This window comes from Streptomyces sp. CoH27, from assembly GCF_020181035.1.
GTDB classification, from domain to species: domain Bacteria; phylum Actinomycetota; class Actinomycetes; order Streptomycetales; family Streptomycetaceae; genus Streptomyces; species Streptomyces camelliae.
In genome coordinates this window covers 100,705-116,498 of the sequence record NZ_JAIQYY010000022.1, presented here as the reverse complement: position 1 = coordinate 116,498, position 15,794 = coordinate 100,705, and the positions used below count along the sequence as shown (strand labels likewise).

At 68.5% G+C, this 15,794-nt stretch carries 10 protein-coding genes and 2 pseudogenes; 2 read left to right on the top strand and 10 right to left on the bottom strand.

The annotated features are described in order from the left end of the window. The first annotated feature begins 149 nt into the window (after nt 1-149). Both LE548_RS32940 and LE548_RS32935 read left to right on the top strand, forming a co-directional pair. Entirely contained in the window at nt 150-1,706 is a 1,557-nt protein-coding gene (locus tag LE548_RS32940; RefSeq protein ID WP_225100669.1) for an alpha-L-arabinofuranosidase B, read from the top strand. Nucleotides 1,707-1,788: 82 nt separating this feature from the next. Then, nucleotides 1,789-3,345, top strand: coding sequence for an alpha-L-arabinofuranosidase B (locus LE548_RS32935; protein WP_225100668.1), 1,557 nt, complete (start codon nt 1,789-1,791; stop codon nt 3,343-3,345). Between the two features lie 16 nt (nt 3,346-3,361). Here LE548_RS32935 and LE548_RS32930 read toward each other — a convergent pair whose 3' ends face one another. From LE548_RS32930 to LE548_RS32885, 10 genes and pseudogenes are all read right to left on the bottom strand, one after another. Beyond that, nucleotides 3,362-5,413: a family 43 glycosylhydrolase gene (locus LE548_RS32930; protein WP_225100667.1), complete on the bottom strand. Its 2,052-nt coding sequence runs from the start codon at nt 5,411-5,413 to the stop codon at nt 3,362-3,364. Nucleotides 5,414-5,510: 97 nt separating this feature from the next. Further along, nucleotides 5,511-8,612: an RICIN domain-containing protein gene (locus tag LE548_RS32925; RefSeq protein ID WP_225100666.1), complete on the bottom strand. Its 3,102-nt coding sequence runs from the start codon at nt 8,610-8,612 to the stop codon at nt 5,511-5,513. A gap of 324 nt (nt 8,613-8,936) precedes the next feature. Further along, entirely contained in the window at nt 8,937-9,077 is a 141-nt protein-coding gene (locus LE548_RS32920; RefSeq protein ID WP_225100665.1) for a hypothetical protein, read from the bottom strand. After that, nucleotides 9,074-9,776 (bottom strand): annotated as a pseudogene (locus LE548_RS32915) (SDR family oxidoreductase). Before LE548_RS32915 ends, LE548_RS32920 begins: the two are co-directional and overlap by 4 nt. Before the next feature lie 54 nt (nt 9,777-9,830). Then, nucleotides 9,831-10,673 (bottom strand): annotated as a pseudogene (locus LE548_RS32910) (alcohol dehydrogenase catalytic domain-containing protein). A 38-nt stretch (nt 10,674-10,711) separates the two neighbouring features. Beyond that, nucleotides 10,712-11,596: an amidohydrolase gene (locus LE548_RS32905; protein WP_225100664.1), complete on the bottom strand. Its 885-nt coding sequence runs from the start codon at nt 11,594-11,596 to the stop codon at nt 10,712-10,714. A 38-nt stretch (nt 11,597-11,634) separates the two neighbouring features. Beyond that, nucleotides 11,635-11,982 carry an L-rhamnose mutarotase gene (locus LE548_RS32900; RefSeq protein WP_225100663.1) on the bottom strand — a complete coding sequence of 116 codons (348 nt, stop codon included), beginning with the start codon at nt 11,980-11,982 and terminating at the stop codon, nt 11,635-11,637. Then, nucleotides 11,979-13,991 (bottom strand): hypothetical protein, encoded by a 2,013-nt coding sequence (locus tag LE548_RS32895; RefSeq protein WP_225100662.1) that lies wholly within the window; start codon nt 13,989-13,991, stop codon nt 11,979-11,981. Before LE548_RS32895 ends, LE548_RS32900 begins: the two co-directional genes overlap by 4 nt. A gap of 74 nt (nt 13,992-14,065) precedes the next feature. After that, a complete protein-coding gene (locus tag LE548_RS32890; RefSeq protein ID WP_225100661.1) occupies nt 14,066-14,920 on the bottom strand; it encodes a carbohydrate ABC transporter permease in 855 nt (284 codons plus the stop codon). A gap of 112 nt (nt 14,921-15,032) precedes the next feature. Further along, nucleotides 15,033-15,794 (bottom strand): carbohydrate ABC transporter permease (locus LE548_RS32885; RefSeq protein ID WP_225100660.1); only part of this gene is annotated, 762 nt, incomplete at its 5' end.

The following is a 15,794-nucleotide window of genomic DNA, read 5'->3' as shown; positions in this document are numbered from 1 at the left end:
ACGGTGACCCGACGCATCGGCGTATATCCGCTCGCCCGGACGCGTCCGCCTGCCCTTGGTCTCCCATCAAGCCGCCCCCGTCATCAGTCCACGCGAACCCGGTGGGGCGCGGCTTGCTGTCCCCTTTTCGACGAACAAGGGAGTTCATGATGCCTGCACTGCTCATGTTCCGACGACTGCGCCGGGAGGTGGTTGTCTGCCTGGCCGCGGTGGCACTCGCCTTCGCAGGCCTTGTCGCCTTCAGCGGCGCTTCGCAGGCCGCCGCGCAGGGGCCCTGCGACATCTACGCGGCGGGCGGCACGCCGTGCGTCGCGGCGCACAGCACCACCCGCGCGCTGTTCGCCTCCTACAACGGCCCGCTCTACCAGGTGCGGCGGGCATCGGACAGTACGTCGCAGGACATCGGGGTACTGTCCGCCGGAGGGGTCGCCGACGCCGCGGCGCAGGACTCGTTCTGCGCGGGCACCACCTGCACCATCACCCGCGTCTACGACCAGACCGGCGGCGGCAACACCCTGGTCTACCAGGGACCCGGCGGGACCGGCGGCGCCGACACGGCGGCCACCGCGACCACCGAAGCGCTGAGCGTGGGCGGCCAGAAGGCTTACGCCCTGTACATCAACCCCGGCAACAGCTACTTCGCCTACAGCTCCACCGGGGGCGTGCCGACCGGCAGCTCACCCGAGGGCGAGTACATGGTCACCAGCGGCACTCACGTCAACAACAGCTGCTGCTTCGACTACGGCAACACCGAGACCGACCACCATGCCGACGGCAACGGTGCCATGGACGCCATCAACTTCAGCACGGAATGCTGGTTCGGCGGCTGCAGCGGAACCGGACCGTGGGCGCAGGCGGACCTGGAAAACGGCCTGTTCTCCGGCGGCAGCAAGGCGTGGAACCCCAGCCAGGTCTCCGAGACCAGCCACTTCGTCACCGCGATGCTCAAGAACAACGGCACCACCCAGATGGCGCTCAAGGCCGCAGGCACCCAGTCCGGGAGCCTGGCCCAGCTCTACAGCGGCTCACTGCCCAGCGGATACAACCCGATGCACAAGCAGGGCGCCATCATCCTCGGCAGCGGCGGCGACTGCTGCCAGACCAACCACAACGCAAGCGCGGGCACCTTCTACGAGGGCGCCATGGTCAAGGGCTACCCCTCCGACGCCACCGACGCCGCGGTCCAGGCCAACATCGCCGCAGCCGGCTACACCACCGGCACCACCAACCCCTTCACCCCGGGTGCGAAGGTGTCGCTGCAGGCCACCACCTCCTGCTGCACCGGCGCCTACCTGCAGCACGACACCAGCGACGACAAAGTCGTGATCGCGCCGGTGACCTCCAGCAGTTCCTCTGCCCTCAAGGGCGACGCCACCTGGATCGTCCGCGCCGGCCTGGCCAACAGCAACTGCATCTCCCTGGAGTCGGCCAACGCATCCGGCAGTTACCTCAGACACTACGCGTTCCAGCTCCACCTCCAGCCCAATGACGGCACCAGCCAGTTCGCCGCCGACGCCACCTTCTGCCCCAAGCCGGGGAACAGCGGCACGGGTTACTCCCTGCAATCCTTCAACTACCCGGCCAAGTACGTCCGTCACTACAGCCTCACCGGCTACATCGCCAGCAACGGCGGTAGCAACGCCTGGGACACCACCTCACTGTGGGCCCAGGACACCAGCTGGCTCGCCGCCGCCCCCTGGAGCTGACGAGCAACCCGCGCCGTCCCCACAGCCGGACACCGGGGTTCATCGACGCTCACACCCCACCCACCCCGTGAAGGAGCTTTTCATGTCCAAGCCACCGTGGATCCGCCGCATCAGGCGCGCGCTCCTGGCGGCCGGTGCCACCGCCGCGCTCGCCGCCGGCCTGCTCACTGCCACGGCCACCACCTCGCAGGCCGCCGCCCAGGGGCCGTGCGACATCTACGCCGCAGGCGGCACCCCCTGCGTCGCCGCGCACAGCACCACCCGCGCCCTGTACGCAGCGTACAACGGCCCGCTGTACCAGATCAGGCGCGCCTCCGACAACGCGACCAAGGACATCGGCGTGCTGAGCACCGGCGGATACGCCAACGCCCCCGCACAGGACTCCTTCTGCGCCACCACCAGCTGCGTCATCACCCGTATCTACGACCAGTCCGGCAAGGGCAACAACCTCACCCAGGCGCCCGCGGGCGGAGCCGCAAGCGGCCCGGACAACCTCGCCAACGCCTTCGAAGCACCGGTCACCGTCGGCGGGCACGAGGCGTACGGCGTCTACGTCGCCCCCGGCACCGGCTACCGCAACGACAACACCAAGGGCATCGCCACCGGCGACCAGGCCGAGGGCGAGTACGCGATCTTCGACGGCACCCACTTCAACAACGGCTGCTGCTTCGACTACGGCAACGCCGAGACCAACAACCACGACACCGGCAACGGCCACATGGAGGCCATCTACTTCGGCACCGAGAATCACTGGGGTTATGGCAGCGGCAACGGCCCCTGGATCATGGCCGACCTGGAGAACGGCCTGTTCTCCGGCGTGAACCAGCACCTCAACGCAGGCGACCCCACCGTCACCAACCGGTTCCTGACCGCCATCGTCAAGGGCGGCCCGAACCAGTGGGCCATCCGCGGCGGCAACGCCCAGTCGGGCAGCCTGTCCACCTACTACAGCGGCGTGCGCCCCAACGTCTCCGGCTACAACCCGATGCACAAGGAAGGCGCGATCATCCTCGGCATCGGCGGCGACAACAGCAAGGGCGCGCAAGGCACCTTCTACGAAGGCGTCATGACCTCGGGCTACCCCTCGGACGCCACGGAGAACGCCGTACAGGCCAACATCACGGCCGCCGGCTACAGCAGCGGCTCAACCAGCACCGGCTCGCTGACGCCCGGCTCCCGGATCTCCCTGCGGGCCACCACCGCCCCCTGCTGCACCTCCGACTACCTCCGCCACGACGACGCCGACACCAAGGTCGTCATCTCCCCCGTCAGCTCCTCCAGCTCGGCCACCGAAAAGGCCGACGCGACGTGGATCGTCCGCGCCGGCCTGGCCAACAGCTCCTGCCTGTCCTTCGAGTCCGCCAACAAGCCCGGCCAGTTCCTGCGCCACTACAACTACGAGCTCTACCTGAACACTGACAACGGCGGCAGCTCGTTCGCGCAGGACGCCACCTTCTGCCCCACCACGGGCAACAGCGGGGTCGGCCACTCCTTCCAGTCCGTCAACTACCCGACGAAGTACATCCGCCACTACAACTTCACGGCCTACATAGCCGGCAATGGCGGCTCCAACGCCTGGGACTCCACGTCGTCGTGGGCCCAGGACACCAGTTGGCTCACCGTATCTCCCTGGAGCTGACGCGTAACCGGCATGCTCAGCCGGTGACGCGGTGGAAGGTCCATCGCTGGTTGGAGCCGCCGGTGTCGCGGTATTGGATCAGCGCGACACCGGCGGCCGCGCTGCCTCCCCTGACGTCGAGCACCTTGCCGCTGTTGCGGTTGACCAGGGCGAATTCGCCACCGGTCTGCGGGCGCAACTGCCACTGCTGGCTCGCCCGGCCGTCGGCGGTCGCCTGCACGACCCGCGCGCCGTCCGCCAGCGAGGACCTCGCCACGTCGAGCACCTTGCCGCTGCCGACGCACATGATGGTGTGGTAGCCGTCCCCGGTGGACTGGAAGGCCCATTGCTGGTTCGGTCGGCCGGTGCCGGACCACTGAATCACGGCGGCGCCGTCCGCGTTCGAGGCACCGGAGACGTCGGCGACCTTGCCGCTGCGCACACTGACGCACTTGTACGCCCTGGTGGGTGCGATGCTGTACTGCACCGCATCCACGTCGACGTAGCCGGTGCCGTTCGGGTTGTAGGTGTAGAGGCCCACACGGTCACCGCGGTATCCGCCCCAGGTGAGCTGGTAGGTGGCACCGAACGAGGTGAACGCTTTCCCGTCGAGGCTGTAGGAGAACCGGCTGACTCCGTTGACGTCCCAGGATGTGCGCAGCCACACGGCGTTCTGTGTGATCACCGGACCGTAGGTCAGACTGCCGCCGACGTTGAGCGCGATCGTGGTGTCGGTCCCCGAACGCCGGACACCCAACCCGGCGTAGGTTGCCGCGTAGTGGCACAGCCCGGCGTGCTGGCCTTCGCCGAGGCCGGCCAGTTCGAGGCGGACGGTCACCGTCGCGCCGCCCGCCGTGCGCAGCACCCGCTGGGTGAGTGTGTTCCCGACCTTGGTCAGGTTGTCCGCCACCAGCGGTGCGAACGCCTTCAGCCGCAGGTAGCCGGGGCGTTCGGTCAGCGACCAGTGGTCCGCGCGCGGCTGGTAGTACCACTCCCACTGCGGCTTCAGACGGCTGTCGGTGAACAGGTCGCTGGTCACCACGGCGGGCACCGCGTCGACCGGCAGACCGGGCGTGCCGCCGGCGGGCACCTGGCCCGTCCACACCATGTTGCCGATGCCGTCCGTGCCCACCTGGCCCAGGATCGGCCAGCCGTCCACCCAGGTCACCGGCAGCAGGGACAGCACGCGCCCCTCCCAGTCGCCGTGGCCGTGATGGGTCACGAAGTGCCAGGTGCCGTCCGGAGCCTGCACCAGCCCGCCCTGGTTGGGCTCGCGGTCCACCGAAGCGTTGACGTGCTCCAGCTGCCGGGTCTCGAACGGGCCGTAGAGACTGGAGCCGCGGTTCATCATGAGCACCCGGCCCTCGGACTTCACCTCCCTGTACAGGTGGTAGTAGAGCCCGTTGATCTTGTACAGCTTGTTGGCCTCGCTGCCCGGCGACTGGTGGATGACCGTGGACGGGCCGACCAGCGACTTTCCGTCCTCGGACAGCTTGAACAGGTGTATTTTGTAGCCGTCTGAGTAGTGCGTGGTGACCAGGTAGCCTTGGCCGTCGTCGTCCCAGAACGGGCAGGGGTCGTCCCAGCCGGACGTCCGCCACACCGCAGTCAACGGCTCCCAGGGCCCGGTCGGCGACGGGGCCGACGTCATGAAGAAGCCTTCGTCGGGGGTGTTGAAGTACACCCAGTACCGCCCCGCGTGGTAGCGGATGGCCCCGGCCCACACGCCGCGGCCGTAGCGGTTCATCCGGTCCCAGTTCAGCTGTGGTCCGATGGCGGCGACGTCGTCGACAGCGCCGCCGAGCGTCCGCCAGTTGACCAGGTCCGTCGAGTGCAGGACGGCCACGCCGGGCGAGTACCCGAACGTGCTGGTGATGCCGTAGTAGTCGGCGCCGACCCGGATGCAGTCCCAGTCACTGAAATCGCCCGGGAGAACCGGGTTGACGTAGGTGCCGTCGCCCTGGTCGCCCCACTTGCCGGCCGACAGTGCCGCTGCCGCCGCTGTGCCCGGTGACAGCAGGCCCGGCAGCAGGAGCGCTCCGGTGCCGACCGCGGCGAGTCGGCCAAGTTGTCGTCTGGTGATGTCCACTCGTCCCGTCCCTTGGTAGGCGTCATCACATGTGCGGCGGGGACGGCGCCGGTCCGGGTTTGGTCGGCACCGTCCCTCAACCCTTTTGCCTCGCGGATCAGTCGACGTTGACGACCTTCCACAGCTGGCTGTCGGCGTTCGTGTCCGTGTTCTGGACGAGCTGAGTTCCTCCCGAGGACACGTCGAGCACCTTGTCGCTGTTCACGTTCTTGATCTTGTAGTAGCCGTTTCCGGTGGCGACCAGGGTCCAGTGCTGGTTCGCGGCGTTGGTGTCGGACGACTGGATGACGGTCGCGCCGTCCGCGGTGGAAGCACCGCTGACGTCCATGACCAGGGCACTGTTGCGGCTGACGACCTTGTAACTGCCGTCACCCACCGGGACGAAGCGCCAGTTCTGGTTCCCGGCTCCGGAGTCGGTCCACTGAATGATGTTGCCTCCAGCGGTCAGCGATCCGCCTGACACATCGACCGCCTTGTTGCTGCCCTTGTTGACCACCTTGTAGTTGGCGTTCGTCGCGGGGAACTGGATGGAGGCGAATGCGTCCAACGCGCAGACGGCGGAGGAGGCGGCGGTGTTCTTCGTCCCGGTGCACACCACCCTGATCGTGTGCGGGCCCGCGGCGACATCCGTCTTCTCGAACAGCGGCACCTGCTTCGTCACCGTCGGGGCGTAGGCGTCGATACCCGCCTGGGCCAGGGCGCCGTCGATGTAGACGTCCACCTTGCCCATGTTCGGCTGCGTCATGCTCAGGTACCGCACGCCCGTGCCGGTGAACGAGAACTCGGCGTAGTTGCCCGCGGTGTTCGTGAACCTCTCGGAGCCGTTCATGTCCTTGCTGTCGTTCCAGTTCGACCACGTGCCGGAGTAGGTCACGCCGGCCGCCTTGTCGTCGACGTGGTTCCAGCGCTGCCGCACGATCGCCTTCGACGCGGGAGACGCGTTGCCCTGGGCGTCCACGACGTAGAGGTGGTAGTCACCCGCCGCTTGCGGGACGCTGATGCTCGTCGCGGTGCCGCTCGCGCTGGTCATGGTGGCACCGGCGGCGAACGTCGTCGTACCGGCGGGAGCCAGCCACAGCGTCTTGGCCGCGTCCTTGGGGCTGCGCAACGGAACGGTCATCACGCCCGTACCGGCGAACGTGCTCGCGGGCAGTGTGTAGTCCTGGAGAGCCACTCTGCTCTGCGGGACGAGGTTCTTGTAAGCGTCCTCCAGACCCGCGTTCAGGGCGATGCTGTACGCCTGCGACGGCCACACGTTGTCCCCGTAGCCCCGCACGTCCGTGATCGTGCTGTTCGGGACGTTCCTGCCGGCGATCTTGTTGACGGTGCCGTAGTTGTTGGTGAGGTTCAGGTCGTGCTGCCGGCCCCAGGTGCCGGAGTTGATGGTGTAGTACACGCCCGGGTCGACGTCGAGCACGTTGTCGTGCTCGTTGATGAACGCGGAGCCCTCATCGGGGTGCAGGCCGTACTTGTGGCCGGCCGGAACGCCCTTGATGTAGTTGTTGCTGATCTCCGTTCCCGGCTGGCTGCCCAGCGTGTAGATGGGAGCGGAGTCGCCGAGCACCTGCATCGTGTCGAAGATCTCGTTGTACTTGATGGTGTTGTTCTTCGCCGTGGTGGTCGGGTTCCCAGGATTGACGGAGTTCGTCGAACCGTCGAAGTTCCACCAACCCCAGCCGAGCGTGATGCCCGCCCACGGGGACTTCTCGATCCGGTTGTGCTGCACGGAAAGGGAATCGACGAAGTACGCCGACACTGGGCTGGACCCCTCGAACAGCACCGCGCTGTCGTAGAGGTAGTTGTCCGTGACGGTGATGTTCTTGCAGAGGCCTTCGACGTTCACCGGGTACTTCTCGTTGTTCGTCGAGGTGTAGTCACCGATGTACACGTGCTGGGGGTGTCCCACGGTGATGGCGGACCCGGCGACGTCATTCGTGACGTTGCCGGTCAACTGCGTGTCCGTCACGTCGTTGGCCAGGGTGATTCCGTCGGCGCCGGTGTGCTGCACCGTGTTGCCCTGCAGGACGATCCCGTCGGCGTTCTCGATCTGGACGGCCGCGGGCGGCAGGTCGACGTTGCGGTAGGTGTACGCGTGGAAGTTCTTTTTGGCGTACACGTTGGTGCTGGCGTTGCCCTGCTGGCCCTGCCGGAAGACGGAGCCCGCGACGTTGACCAGGTTCCAGTCGGAGTGCTGGATCGTGAGCCCGGAGAACGTGATGTTCCGCGCGTGGTCGGTCGTGGACGTGCCGGCGACGTGGATGAGGGTGGAGAGGTGGTTCGGCGCGAAGACCTGCGCCGTCGTCATGTCATCGGTGCTGGACTTGTAGTAGTATAGCGTGTGGGTGCTCTTGTCGAAGTAGAACTCGCCCGGCTGGTCCAGGAACTCGAACGCGTTCATGATCGTGTGGCTGCCGCTGCCGGCGACGAAGTTGGCGTACGCCGATCCCTGGGCCATGGCCGCGCCAGGTTCCTGGAACAGCGCCACGCGATTGGCGCCGTCCGAGCTCGTGGTGATCTGGCGGACACCGACGATGGCCGTGTTCCAGGTGCTCATCGACTTGATCTCGACGTCGTCCTGGTTGGAGGCGATGGCGGGCAGGTCGGAGAGGCTGTACTTGGCTCCGTCGCACTGCGAACCCGACTCCCAGGCCCAGGGGGCCTGGCCTGCCGTGACGCTGTAGGTTCCGTAGCATCCGGCCGAGTTGATCGTCTTCGACGCCATCTGAGCGCGCTTGTCGTTGACGTAGAGCGCGCGGAGCTTGTCGTCCCGGTTGAGGGTGGCCTTCCAGATGTTCCCGCTGTGCTGGGTCCAGCCCGTCACCTGAACGCCGCCCTCCAGGATCGGCTTCTCGCCGGGGTAGGCGGCGTAGACCACACGGTGTCCATTCGTGCCGGAGTCGGCCGAGGTGAAGTCGACGGTGCTGCCCACCGGGTAGGTACCGCCCCGGAGATAGACGTTGATGTCTCCGGTCATGTTGCTGTCGACCGTGCGCACGACATCCCGTGCGTGCTGCAGGGTCTTGAACGGCGCGTTGATCGTCCCGGCGTTGGCGTCGTCACCGTCCGGGGCGACATAGTAGGTCGCCTGGGTCGCGGCCGAGGCCGGGGTCGGCGTCGTGAGGGATGTCAGCAGCACCGCGGAGAGGGCCATCACGAGCACTGCTGACAACGTGCGGATGGCGGAGGTGACGGGCCTCATCGTCTGCCCCTCCTGCTGGTTCGGACGGTCGGGAAAGCGTTCATGCGGCGGCTCCGAGGGTGTTGTCGGTGTGATTGACGTGGATCTTCATCGCCCCGGCCCTTGAGCGGCCCGGGGGCACAGCCTCGCGGATGGGGGCGACTTCGCAGCGACAGAAGCGGTGCGGGCTTCCCTCCCGACGGACGCGGCGTGGCCTGTGTAATCGGTCGGGTGGACGGCAGAAGGTGGTCGTGGCGCCGGCGGGGATCGTGTGGATCGCGTCCTGTACGAGGTCGTGGAGCAGTTCGTCCACGGTGGCTGCCCCGCGGTGGTCGTCCTTGTCGATCAGCGGCATCGGGAAGTGCCCCACGGCGCACCGGGCGCCGCCGGCGCGTCGGCCAGCGGGCCGGCCGACGCCACCACCGGCACGGTCAACACCGGCACGATGTGCGTGCCGGACAGCACGGAGTCGAGGCCGGCGTTCATCGGCCGAGCCATCCGCCGTCGACGGGCAGGACGGTGCCGTGGACGTAGGCGGCGGCAGCGGAGGCGAGGAAGACCGTGGCGCCCGCCAGGTCGCCGGCGCTGCCCCAGCGTCCGGCCGGGATGCGGTCCAGGATCGCTTGCTGCGGCCCGGGGCGTTTGGAAGGCCTGGGTGTTGTCGGCGGCTATGCAGCCCGAGACGATGGCGTTGACGTTGACGCCGTGCGGCACCCACTCGCTGGCCAGCGCCTTGGTTAGTCCGGCGACCCCGTGCTTGGCGGCGGTGCAGCCGGGCACGGTGATTCTGCCCTGGAAACTGAGCAGCGACACCGTAAGGATGACCTTTCCCTGATCGCGGACCATCCTCGCCCCGCAGACGGCTCGAATTGGCGCGAACTGCGCGCTGAGGTTGACCTGGAGCCCCAACTCCCAGTCTCCGTTGCCAGGTTCGGCGGACAGGGTGCGACGGATCTTGCCCGCGTTGTTGACCAGGATGTCCACCTGCCGCTCCCGTCCGGCGAGGTTCGCACCCAGGGCATGTACGGCCTCGGGGTCGGCGAAGTCGGTCCGGATCGCCTCGAAGCTGCGGTCCGCGGCGAGGACGTCCTTCTCCACGTCGCTGCCGGACTCCTCCAGCGAGGCGCTGACGCCGATGACGTCCGCGCCGGCCTCGGCGAGCGCGCGGGCCATGGCCCGGCCGATGCCGCGCCGGGCTCCGGTGACGACGGCGAGCTTCCCGGTGAGGTCGAAAAGCGGTCATGCGGCCACTCCCTGAACGTCAACGGTGCAGTCCACGAGGATCTTCATCACGTCACCGCCGCCTCCAGGGCCTCGAAAGCGGCCAACGCCTCAGCGAGCGGCATCACCTTGCTGATCAGCCGCTCGGCCGGAATAGTGCTGTCGTCGAGCTGCGACACCGCCTTCCCGAAGTCGGTCCGGACGTACAACCGGGCCCCGGCCAGGGTGAATTCGCGCCAGAAGAAGCGGCGCAGATTGATCTGCCGGGGTTGGGGGGTGAATGACCACCAGGCGCAAGCCGCCCGCGTCCCCGCTCCACTCACGGACCAGCTCGGGCACATCAGCGGCTGTCGGATCGCACGTGGCCAGCCCAACTCCTCGGCGAGCAGCCGTCGGTGGGCGCTGAGCTCCACCACCCGGACATCGGCTCCGACCGCCCGCGCGACCAGCTCTACGAGGATGCCGACGGGCCACCGCCGACCGCGACGACCTTCTCGCCCTCGGCGACTCAGCCCGGCCCACGTCGTGCACGGCCACCGCGGTGGGCTCCACGAGCGCGGCCCGGTCCAGTGCCAGTGCGTCGGGCAGGCGAACGAGGCAGGCAGGCACTGTCCAGCACTGCTGCATCGCGCCGGGAGGGTCGATGCCGATGAAGATCAGGTGATAGCAGGTGTGTTGATGGCCCTTGAGGCAAGCGGGGCAGGTGTTGTCCCACCGCAGGGGCATCACGGTCACCGCGTCGCCGGGCACCCAGCCCTCCACATCCGGGGGCCGGCTCCACCTCAGCGGGGCCGTGGGAGCGGGTCTCGGCGGGGCCGTGTCCAGGGTGCGGGCGGCCGTGTGTCGGACGGCGAGTGTCATCGTGTTCCCCAGAGTTCGTTCAGCACCAGCGCCGACGGTCAGCTGCGGGCGGGAAGGCGGTAGAAGGCGGTCGCGGTGCCGGCGAGGAGCGCGTGGATCTCGTTCTCGGTGCAGTCTGTGAGCAGTTCGTCCACGGTGGCGGCCCAGCGGTTCCAGCCGCCGGCGAGGTTGGCGACCGGCCAGTCGGAGCCGAACATCAGCCGGTCCGGGCCGAAGGCGGTGATCAGGATGTCCCAGACCGGGCGGATGTCGGCGGTGGTCCAGCTGTCGTGGTCGGCCTCGGTGATCAGTCCCGACAGCTTGCAGACCACCTGCTGGTGCGCGGCCAGCCGTTGCACCTGGCGTCCCCAGTCCGCCAGTTCGCGCCCGGCGATGTGAGGCTTGCCCGCGTGGTTGAGCACCTGGGGTAGGTCGGGGAACCGCTCGGCCAGCCGGATCGCCTGGTCGAGCTGATGGCTGCGGACGAGCACGTCGTAGGAGAGCCCGCGGTCCCTGGCCACCGCCAACCCCCGCTCAACGCCCGGGCGTTGCAGCCAGCCCGGGTCCGTCTCACCCTGGACGAGATGGCGCAGGGAGCGCAGATACGCGCCGCCCGGTCCGGCGAGCAGCCGGTCCAGCACCTCGCCGATGGCTGGAGACGTCAGGTCGGCCCAGCCGACCACCGCCCCGATCAGCGGCTCCTGCTCCGCGAGGGCGAGCAGGTCCTCGGTCTCGGGCACGTCAGGGATGCACTGCACGACCACCGTGCTGTGCAGACGGCGGCCCGCGATGGGCTGAGTGGCGGTGGCCCTCAGGTCACCGGGGGTGAAGGTGCGACGGATCGATGCCACGGCGGGGTCGTCCAGCCAGGGTTGCGGACGCTGGTCGAGGTCCCACAGGTGGTGGTGGGCGTCGATGAGGACGGGGGCGGGGGTGGAGGTCACGGCAGGTTCCAAGTCGGTTCGGTCCGGTGCGGGCCGGGTCAGGGGGTGGCGTCTTCGCCTGGCGGGTTCAGGTGCCAGATCTCGGTGAGTTCCGTCCACTGGCGTGAGTCGCCCCGGTCGGGCCAGGGTTCCTGGCAGGGGTCGGTGAGCTTCCACCACTCCTGGGTCTCGGGGTCGGCTTCGAGGACGGCCATGTCGGCCTCGAAGTCGTCGCCGTGGTACTCGAAGTAGGCGAACAGCGCATCGCCGTGGAGGAAGATGCCGTAGTTGCGGATGTTCGCCCGGTGCAGGGCGGCTTCGACGCCGGGCCAGACGGCCGAGTGGAGTTCAAGGTACTCCTCGCGGTGCTCGGGTCGGAGCCTGATGGTCTGGGCGACGCGCTTCATGCGGTTTCTCCTTCCGTGACCCGCGAGGGCCGGCCGGCTGGGGTGTCGAACGGAGTGCGGTAGCTGGGTGTGCCGGCGCGCAGTCGGAGGCGCAGGGCGAGCCGGATGCGGGTGGAGGCGGGCAGCCGGACCGTCAGGAAGGTGTTGTCGCAGACCTGCTCCGACTCGGTGACGACGGGCTCGGTGTGGCCGTAGTCGTACATGTCGCCGATCCAGCCGTCGTCCTGGCAGGTGGTGTACCGGACGGCGGTGATGGTGTGCTCGGCGAAGGCGCCCGCCTGGACGATCACCGTGCGCTCGGCCTCGGGAGAGAGGTTCACCAGCTCGACGGTGGTCTCCTCGGGGTCGATGGAGGTGACCAGAGCGGCCACGTCCGGTGGCAGGCCGGCACGGCGGGCCTCGGCGTCGTGGTAGCGCAGCCGGGCCTGCTGCAGGCCGCCGTTGTAGAGCACCTGGGGGCCGCCCCAGGTCAGCTGGACGAGGGCTTCGGTGGACACGGGGTTGCACTGCTGCCAGACGTGGATGTCGGCCTCGGGCACGTCCAGGTCGCGGTAGCGGTCGATGCGGCTGAGGCGGTGGCGGATCTGGGCCTGCGCCGCGGCGAGGATCCGCTCGGGGTAGCCGGGGTCGTCGCCGGCGAGGAAGGCGAACCACGCCTTCTCGTGTCCGGACTCCTCCTTGGCTCGGAACGGCCGCACGGTGCGCCAGTCGACGCCGTCGGCCTCACGCAGCCGCTCCAGCCGGGCACGGTCGGCGTCGGAGCAGGTGTGGTGCCACAGGGCCACCGGGACCGGCGGGGTGGCCGGGTTGTAGTCGAACCAGCCGGAGTCGTTGTGGCGGAACGGAAGGTGGAGCGTGGGCGTGTGGATGTCGGGGCCGAGTTCGACCGCCCACTTGGAGGGGAGGCTGGAGTCCGCCTCCGTGTGGGGCATCACCTTGGCGTGGCCGATGAGGGTGTCGAGGGAGGTCGCGACCATGGAGAGGTAGTCGTCGTCCCCGGTGACCGTGGCCGCGGCGAGCGCCGCCACACAGGCCGCGTGGCCCACGCTGTGCCAGCCGTGCGGCCAGGACCAGCCGTAGTGGCCCCCGTACCAGCGGCCCTCCAGCAGGCTGCCGACGACGCCGTCCGGGCCGGCGTTGTCCGGGATGAGACCGCCGTTCGCCTCGGTGCGCTCCCGCCACGCGCCGACGTACTCGACGATCCAGTCACGGTAGCGCTCCTCGCCGGACAGGAGCCAGGCATTGAGGACCAGCCCGGCCGCGGCGAGGTTGACCGCCGTGTCGCCGACGCCCATCCGGTCTCGCATCTGCGCGCCGAGACGCGGATCCTCCGAGAGCGGGTGCGGGCCGCCGTCCGCCTCGGGTATCCAGTCCAGCGGGAAGCCGTATGTCTCCGCTTCCTTCTCCAGCCAGGGATAGACGTCGCCGTCGAACAGGCCCGTGCGGTCGGGGTCGCTGCCGTTGTGCGGGCGGGTGATGACGCGGTGCTCGGGGTCGTAGTTGCCCTTGGCCGGGTCGACGAACAACTCGGCGAAGCGCAGAGCGCGCTCGGACCAGCGGTCGGGGGCGGCCATGCACAGGAAGTAGAGCAGGAGCATGCTCTCGCCCTGGTGGAACCAGTCGTAGCCGCGTTCGAACTCCTGCTGAAGCATGCCCAGTTCGGTGAGCTGCCGGGTCACGCCCTCCCAGTGCTTCTCACTGGCGGGCAGCAGGTCGTCGGCGCCGCCGAGGAGGTACAGCTGGGGCCAGTTGAAGAACACCTCGTAGAAGTCGTCCACGCCGTCACGGGTGGTCAGCCGGCCGGAGTAGTTCAGCCGTCCGTCCGGGCCGGTGAAATCGCGGGCGAAGCGGCGCCAGGCGTGGTCGAGGAGGTCGAACAGGGACCGCTGGGCCACAGCCCAGCCGGGTGGTTCGAGCAGCGGCACCCCCGCCTCGATCTCGGGTGGCGCGACCGGGTGGTCGCAGGGGGCGTCCTCGGCCGTGGTGCGGCCGGCAGAGCTGAAGGGCATGGGAGTACTCCGTTCGGGGCGGGCGGCGGGGACGGCGCACGCTGGGGACGACGGCCGGGCGGACTGGGCCTGTGTCATTCCTTGGTGGCGCCGGCGAGCATCCCGCTGACCAGGAAGCGCTGGGCGAAGAGGAAGACGATCAGCACGGGCGTGATGGCCACGAGCGTCGCCAGGGCCAGCTCCGGCCGCTGGATCGCCAGGTCACCGACGGCCGGATTGAAGGACGGCACGTTGCTGAGCAGGGTTGCGACTCCCACCTGGATGGGCATCTGGCTGCTCTCGGGGAGCATGACGTAGGGCAGGAAGTAGTTGGTCCAGTTGGCGACGAAGCTGAAGAAGCCCACGAGCGCGACGACCGGGGTCGCCAGCGGCAGCGCGATGTGCCAGAAGACGCGGAACTCCGAGCAGCCGTCCATCCGGGCCGCCGCCAGCAGGTCCTTCGGTACGGCGGTGGTGAAGTAGATGTACGTCAGGTACACGCCGAACGGGTAGAACGAGTACGGCAGGATGATCGACCACATCGTGCCGATCAGGTGCACCGCGTTGATCTCCAGGAACAACGGCACCACCAGGGTGGCATTCGGCATGAGCATCACGACCAGCGTCGCGACCAGCAGGGTGTGCCGGCCGCGGAACTCGGTCATGGCCAGGGCGTATCCCGCGGGAATGGCGACACCGAGGGTGATGACCAGCGAGATCACCGCGTAGAGGGCCGAGTTGCCCAGCCACTGCATGACGGCGTTGTCCTGGAACGCCGTGAGCGCGTCCCAGTTGGCCTTCAGCACGTGCCACGACCCGAAGGACAGCGGGTTGTCGTGGACCAGCTGCTGGTCGGTCTTGGTCGCCGCGAGGACGAGCCACAGCACCGGCAGCACGAAGAAGGCGAGGAACACGGCCAGTACGGATCCGGTCAGCAGCTGTGATGCCACGCGCCGCTGGGGACGGGGACGCCGCCGCTGCGGAGCCCGGTGCTGCGTTCGGCTCATGACGCTCGGTTCCCCTTCCGCATGCGGGGTGGCGGCGACCGGGATGGCAGAGGACTTATTCGGCATCGAAGAACCCCGACCGTGCGACGAAGACGGCGGCGGCCGACACACTGACGACCAGGAGCTCCACCGAGACCGCGGCGGCGCCGTTGACGTTGTTCATCTGGAAGGCGAAGTCGTACGTCAGCTGGTTGAGCGAGTAGTCGCGTCCGGCCACGCCCACGCTGGCGAGGGAGAGCAGCTGCGGCTCGACGAAGAGCTGGGCGCCGCCCGCGAAAGCCAGGATCACCATGTACACGATCCACTTGCGGAGCATCGGGATCTGCACGTGCCAGGCGGTCTTCCAGGCGCCCGCGCCATCGATGCGCGCGGCTTCCATCACGTCCGTGGGGATGTTGTTGAGCGCGCCGTACATGACGACGATCCAGCCGCCCGCGCCGGTCCAGAACGCGATGATCGTGAACAGCAGGGGCAGGTTGCCGGGCGCGATCACCTCGCCGAAGGTGTGGAACCCCAGCGCGCCCAGCAGCGAGCTGACCGGGCTGACGGTCGGGTCGAGCATGAACAGCCACACCAGCACACTCGCGGCGCCGGCGAGCGCTCCGGGGATGTAGTAGAGGAAGCGCAGCGCCTTGCCGGCGGAACCCGAGGCCAGGCGGTGCAACAGCAGCGCCAGGGCCACCACGAACACCATCAGGGACGCCAGCCACAAGGCGAGGTAGGCGGCCACATGGCTCACAGCGTCCAGGAAGCGGAAGTCCTGCACCGTGGTGACGAAGTTGGCGAAGCCGGTGACCGTGCCCCCGGCGTCGGTGAA

What these genes read in the sequence shown, in the direction of transcription:
- LE548_RS32940 (WP_225100669.1), top strand. Translation starts at nt 150, where the DNA reads ATGCCTGCACTGCTCATGTTCCGACGACTGCGCCGGGAGGTGGTTGTC.
- LE548_RS32935 (WP_225100668.1), top strand. Translation starts at nt 1,789, where the DNA reads ATGTCCAAGCCACCGTGGATCCGCCGCATCAGGCGCGCGCTCCTGGCG.
- LE548_RS32925 (WP_225100666.1), bottom strand. Translation starts at nt 8,612, where the DNA reads ATGAGGCCCGTCACCTCCGCCATCCGCACGTTGTCAGCAGTGCTCGTG.
- LE548_RS32920 (WP_225100665.1), bottom strand. Translation starts at nt 9,077, where the DNA reads ATGAACGCCGGCCTCGACTCCGTGCTGTCCGGCACGCACATCGTGCCG.
- LE548_RS32900 (WP_225100663.1), bottom strand. Translation starts at nt 11,982, where the DNA reads ATGAAGCGCGTCGCCCAGACCATCAGGCTCCGACCCGAGCACCGCGAG.
- LE548_RS32895 (WP_225100662.1), bottom strand. Translation starts at nt 13,991, where the DNA reads ATGCCCTTCAGCTCTGCCGGCCGCACCACGGCCGAGGACGCCCCCTGC.